Origin of the sequence: Escherichia albertii NBRC 107761 = DSM 17582 (assembly GCF_000759775.1) — a bacterium.
In the GTDB taxonomy this organism is placed as follows: domain Bacteria; phylum Pseudomonadota; class Gammaproteobacteria; order Enterobacterales; family Enterobacteriaceae; genus Escherichia; species Escherichia albertii.
On record NZ_BBMY01000191.1, the window covers coordinates 1 to 4889 of the forward strand.

Sequence of the window (4889 nt, forward strand, 5' to 3'; positions counted from 1 at the left end):
CATGAATCCCGCCTGAAGGGAAAGCTGCACGTAATCAGCAAGCGATATACGCAGCGAATTGAGCGGCATAACCTGAATCTGAGGCAGCACCTGGCACGGCTGGGACGGAAGTCGCTGTCGTTCTCAAAATCGGTGGAGCTGCATGACAAAGTCATCGGGCATTATCTGAACATAAAACACTATCAATAAGTTGGAGTCATTACCGGCGCAACGAGGATAAAGATAAGCGACTTTATTACCGCCCGCAGAGGCAATGGAATGACCGTGCGAGGCATAGGCACCAGTGTTGGACAGAACATCCAGACTATAACCTTTTAACGTACCGTCGCGGTTCACCCCCATCTGCCCATCAATGGTGAAGGCATGACGGGTACGAGTCGCCAGGAAACACTCTTCGCGGCTAAGCGAAACTTTCACCGGAATGCCGCCAAGCTTACTGGTCAGGAATGCCGCCATTGGCTCTTCCAGCACATCTTGCTTATTACCAAAACCACCGCCGACAAACGGTTTAATCACTCTTACGCACGACCAGGGAATATCCAGTGCCTGACCAATAACCCGGCGAACAATATGCGGGATTTGAGTGCTGGAAACGATCGTAATTCGTGAATCATCTTCCATCCATGCCAGCGATGTTACGCTTTCCATATGGCAATGTTGAATGACCGGCGTCTGATAGTGCCCCTGAATCTGGTAATCTGCCGCGTCGATTGTTTGCTGGACATTACCTGTCGACATAGTGCTTTGTTTTAGCAAATTACCACCGCTATGAATTGGCGTGGCATCTTCTGCAAGTGCCGCTTCTGGCGTAGTAATGACGGGTAATTCTTGCCATTCGATATGCACAAGTTGTGCTGCTTTTTCTGCCGTGAGTTCATCACGGGCAACGACGATAGCAACTGCATCGCCATGGTGGCGAACGTGACGAGTTAACAAGGCGCGATCGGCAATGTCACGTTTATTTTCATCCAGAGTCCATGCATGTCCCGCTGTGGCAAACGCAATGTCAGGCACATCTTCCCAGGTGAAAATGGCCAGCACACCAGGTAAGTTTCTGGCTTCTTCATCGTTAATACTCACGGCATAACCATGTGCAATTGGACTACGTACATATTTCGCGTAGCACATGCCTGCCATAACATAATCATCTGTATATCGTGCCCGCCCGGTGACTTTGGCAATAGCATCTACGCGCATGCATGATTCACCTGTAGCGGTAGCTTCCCGCGCTTCCATTAAAATCCCCTTGGTTTGAATATTTCATTCTTAATGGCAATGATTGAGGTAATGCAGGCAAGAATTACGCCAGAAACGACTATAAGCGTGAGGTGAGGAGGGAAGTGTGATGTCGTTAAAAAAACGATGGAGATGATGTGATTTTATCAGTAATGAAAAAGGGGAGAGCGTATCAATATGAGCGTGATAAAAATCATTGTGATAAATAAACTTTGGGCATTATCTGAAAATTGTATTTATCGTTTTTGTTGGTCTGTGGTTAATCGAAAAGAGATTCAATAACAAAACGAGCATTGTACAGGAGATGTTCCAGAGCAATGGATTGGGGATCTGGCGGGTGGCTGCTATGATATAGCGTCTTGTTTTTTGAGAGAGGAACAATTTTGAGCGCAGGACGCCTGAATAAACACACTCTGGGTATTGTGATGCTGTTATCGACAGGACTGCTTTTGGCGGGCTGTTCGGGTAGCAAATCATCAAATACCGAAACGTATTCTGGCTCCGTTTACACCGTGAAACGGGGGGATACGCTTTATCGTATTTCACGCACCACGGGAACCAGCGTAAAAGAACTCGCCCGACTGAACGGTATTTCTCCTCCGTATACCATAGAAGTCGGCCAAAAACTGAAACTCGGTGGGGCGAAAAGCAGCAGCGGCTCGCGTAAATCCACTGCAAAATCGACGACGAAAACAGTCGCTGTAACGCCATCTTCAGCGGTTCCAAAATCTTCATGGCCGCCGGTTGGTCAACGTTGCTGGTTATGGCCAACGACAGGGAAAGTTATCGTACCGTATTCGACGGCAGATGGCGGCAATAAAGGGATTGATATCTCAGCGCCGCGCGGTACGCCAATTTACGCCGCAGGCGCTGGAAAGGTCGTGTATGTCGGTCATCAATTGCGTGGTTACGGTAATCTCATCATGATTAAACACAGTGAAGATTACATCACCGCATACGCCCATAACGACACGATGTTGGTGAACAATGGGCAAACGGTAAAGGCAGGGCAAAAAATTGCGACGATGGGGAGTTCTGATGCGGCATCTGTGCGTCTGCATTTCCAGATTCGCTATCGGGCGACAGCTATCGATCCGTTGCGCTATTTGCCGCCGCAGGGCAGTAAGCCAAAATGTTGACGGCGAATTAATCGCCATTCAGTGGGTAAGTCCCTTGCCAAGAAGAGCGTAAGGTTTATAATCCCTTACGCTCTTTAATACAGAGTTAGTTTAGCGGTGGCGCATGCAACCTGAGTGTTAAGCGTTCCGACAACGTGATCATTCGCGAGTGTAGCTCAATGGTAGAGCTTTTGGTTCCCAACCAAATGACGGGGGTTCGATTCCCCTCACTCGCTCCACTTCCTGAACAGCGAAAGCAGATACAGACATCCGTTCTGGTGATTCTGTCTCGCACCCGTGATATGAATAGCACTTAACAGAGTGGCATTCGCATTTATCAGGCGACTTCAGTGCCTGTTCCGCAGGACGACAAATGCAAAACCATTAGCAGCGTCTGTTTTTGCTGGAACAATTCCTGTTGCGCTATAAAACCACCTTCCAAAGGCTAATCTTCTGTAATAAACATAACTCAATATAGACAACCTTACTTATCTGGATTAAGTAAATAACCTTATTTTCAAAATATTATAGAAGTGGTTAGCTACAGTTTTAAACCAGACTGTATGGATTCTTGATTTTTTATGAAAAGGAAATCGGTTGTAGATATTTTCCTCACAAGTGTACTTGCTTGTATGCCGACTTATGCAATGTCATCAGAAATGACGAGTGAATCTGTTTTTAGCCATCTGAATGAAAAGCCATCAGCAATAAATAAAAGTTATTTATCAATAAATCCAGAAAAGTATCCGAATTATCCAATATATATACACGCAGATAAATTAAAAAATGAGATAAAGAGTAGTTATACACAAAACGATCTTTTGCAACTGACAAAAATTACAGAGAATACACGTAAACTGGCGGCGTTCTGGCCTACACTTTTGGCCCCGGACTGATAAAACCTGTCGTGAATTGCTGGCGTTGCTTACCCCTTTTATCGTCGGTATGTTGACCACTGACGAATGGGGGAGTTACACCAGAGAATTACCGAAGGAGAAGCCTCTGACTGGTAAGATTTTTACTCAGCGCATTGAGACTCTGAGAACCCAAATCAAACGTCTGGCCCGCAGGACCATCTGTTTCTCGCGCTCTGTAGAACTTCATGAAAAAGTCCTCGGTGCTTTTATCGAATACATGTTCTACTAATTGGAGTCATCACCCATTCGTTATTGCTGATGTCAATACGTGCAAAATTATTAACCTTTTAGAGAAATATCATGATTATTCTGTATTTCATATAATTCTCATTTTTTATCGGAAGCTGGAATTATCCGTATTTATATTTTGTTTTTTTTCACAGGCTTGGCTTTTATCTTGATTACGTATGCGCAAGGAGTCGGAAAATCACTTTATCTATTAAGAATATCTATATTGCAAATTGCTTTCGGATGATTAGACAATAACCGTTAAAACCTAAAGGTGCATCTTAAATGTTCTTATTTAAGATATTTACTGATCTGATTATGCTAATGGTCTGAAATCTAAGGAGGAAATCAATTCAGGAGATTCGGGATTTGCGGGGATTTAAAGAGAGTGGATGGTTCACTGTGCTTGCGTGTTGAACCATCCACTTCTGAATGTTAGCTAAAGAACATTACTGATACGCACAGAATGCCTACGAACAGTGTAATCAGATTCCCAATTGACCGACAGGGTTTCAGCGCAGGGATGAGATACGTTGAAAGTGTTGGCATGATAAACAGAATCATGGCAATGAGCGGACCACTTATCGCGTAAATCATTGAAATAGCATTCGGGTTGATACAGCAGATGATAAAGGTAATCAGCGATACCAACATAATGGATAGTGCGCGGTTAAATGACCGGCTTTTTTTAATCCCTACCTGTTGTAATGTTGTTTTGACAACTTCAGTTGCACCTTCAATAACACCAAAGTAGGTTCCCAAAAATGATTTAGACATCGCCACTACCGCAACAATAATCCCGGAAATTGATAGCCAGGTTGGGGCATTTGGCAGCATAGAGAGCGCCGAAAGAATGGTAACGCCTTCCTCTTTTGCCGTTTCGATATAAGAGGACGGTATTGATAACAGGCAGCTAAAGACGAAGAACAACACGCTTACGCAGATGATGAGATAAGCGACCTTCATAATTTTTTTGCATTTATCCATAGCGAGTTCGCCATATTTTTCACGTCTGTCGATAGCAAACGTAGAAATAATTGGCGTATGGCTAAAGGCGAAAACCATCACGGGAATCGATATCCATATCTGGTGAAGGGTATTCTGATTGAATTCAACCTGGGCAGTTAGTAAAGATGGTTGCCAACTACCGATAAGGTAGATAGAAAGAAATAAGAAATAAGCAATTAATGGGAATACTAAAAACCCCATTACCCGGATTGTTGCGTGGCGCCCCATCAGAAAGATGAGATTCAGGATCAACACCACGCCGAAACTAACCAGCATACGGATACGCAGGTCAATAGTCAGATGTTTTGCCAGTTGTTCCGTTAATGAGTTTGTGATTGCCACGGCATAAATTAGAACAACGACAAAGAATGCAATGAAGGTG

At 44.3% G+C, this 4889-nt stretch carries 3 protein-coding genes, 1 tRNA gene and 2 pseudogenes; 4 read left to right on the forward strand and 2 right to left on the reverse strand.

The genetic code is table 11. The annotated features are described in order from the left end of the window. Positions 1-189 (forward strand): IS1 family transposase (locus tag EA14781_RS21690; RefSeq protein WP_052514818.1); only part of this gene is annotated, 189 nt, incomplete at its 5' end. Between the two features lie 15 nt (positions 190-204). On the opposite strand, the pseudogene EA14781_RS21695 reads toward EA14781_RS21690, so the two are convergent. Further along, positions 205-1236 (reverse strand): annotated as a pseudogene (locus EA14781_RS21695) (molybdopterin cofactor-binding domain-containing protein); the annotation flags it as partial. 383 nt (positions 1237-1619) lie between these two features. Between EA14781_RS21695 and actS the strand changes: the two are divergent. The 3 genes and pseudogenes from actS to EA14781_RS21715 form a co-directional block, all read left to right on the forward strand. Next, positions 1620-2375, forward strand: coding sequence for an amidase activator ActS (gene actS, locus EA14781_RS21700; protein WP_002461373.1), 756 nt, complete (start codon positions 1620-1622; stop codon positions 2373-2375). 144 nt (positions 2376-2519) lie between these two features. After that, a tRNA-Gly gene (locus tag EA14781_RS21705) sits at positions 2520-2593 on the forward strand. A gap of 617 nt (positions 2594-3210) precedes the next feature. Further along, positions 3211-3500, forward strand: a pseudogene (locus EA14781_RS21715) (IS1 family transposase); the annotation flags it as partial. Between the two features lie 434 nt (positions 3501-3934). Here EA14781_RS21715 and EA14781_RS21720 read toward each other — a convergent pair. Beyond that, positions 3935-4889 (reverse strand): amino acid permease (locus EA14781_RS21720; RefSeq protein ID WP_042336262.1); only part of this gene is annotated, 955 nt, incomplete at its 5' end.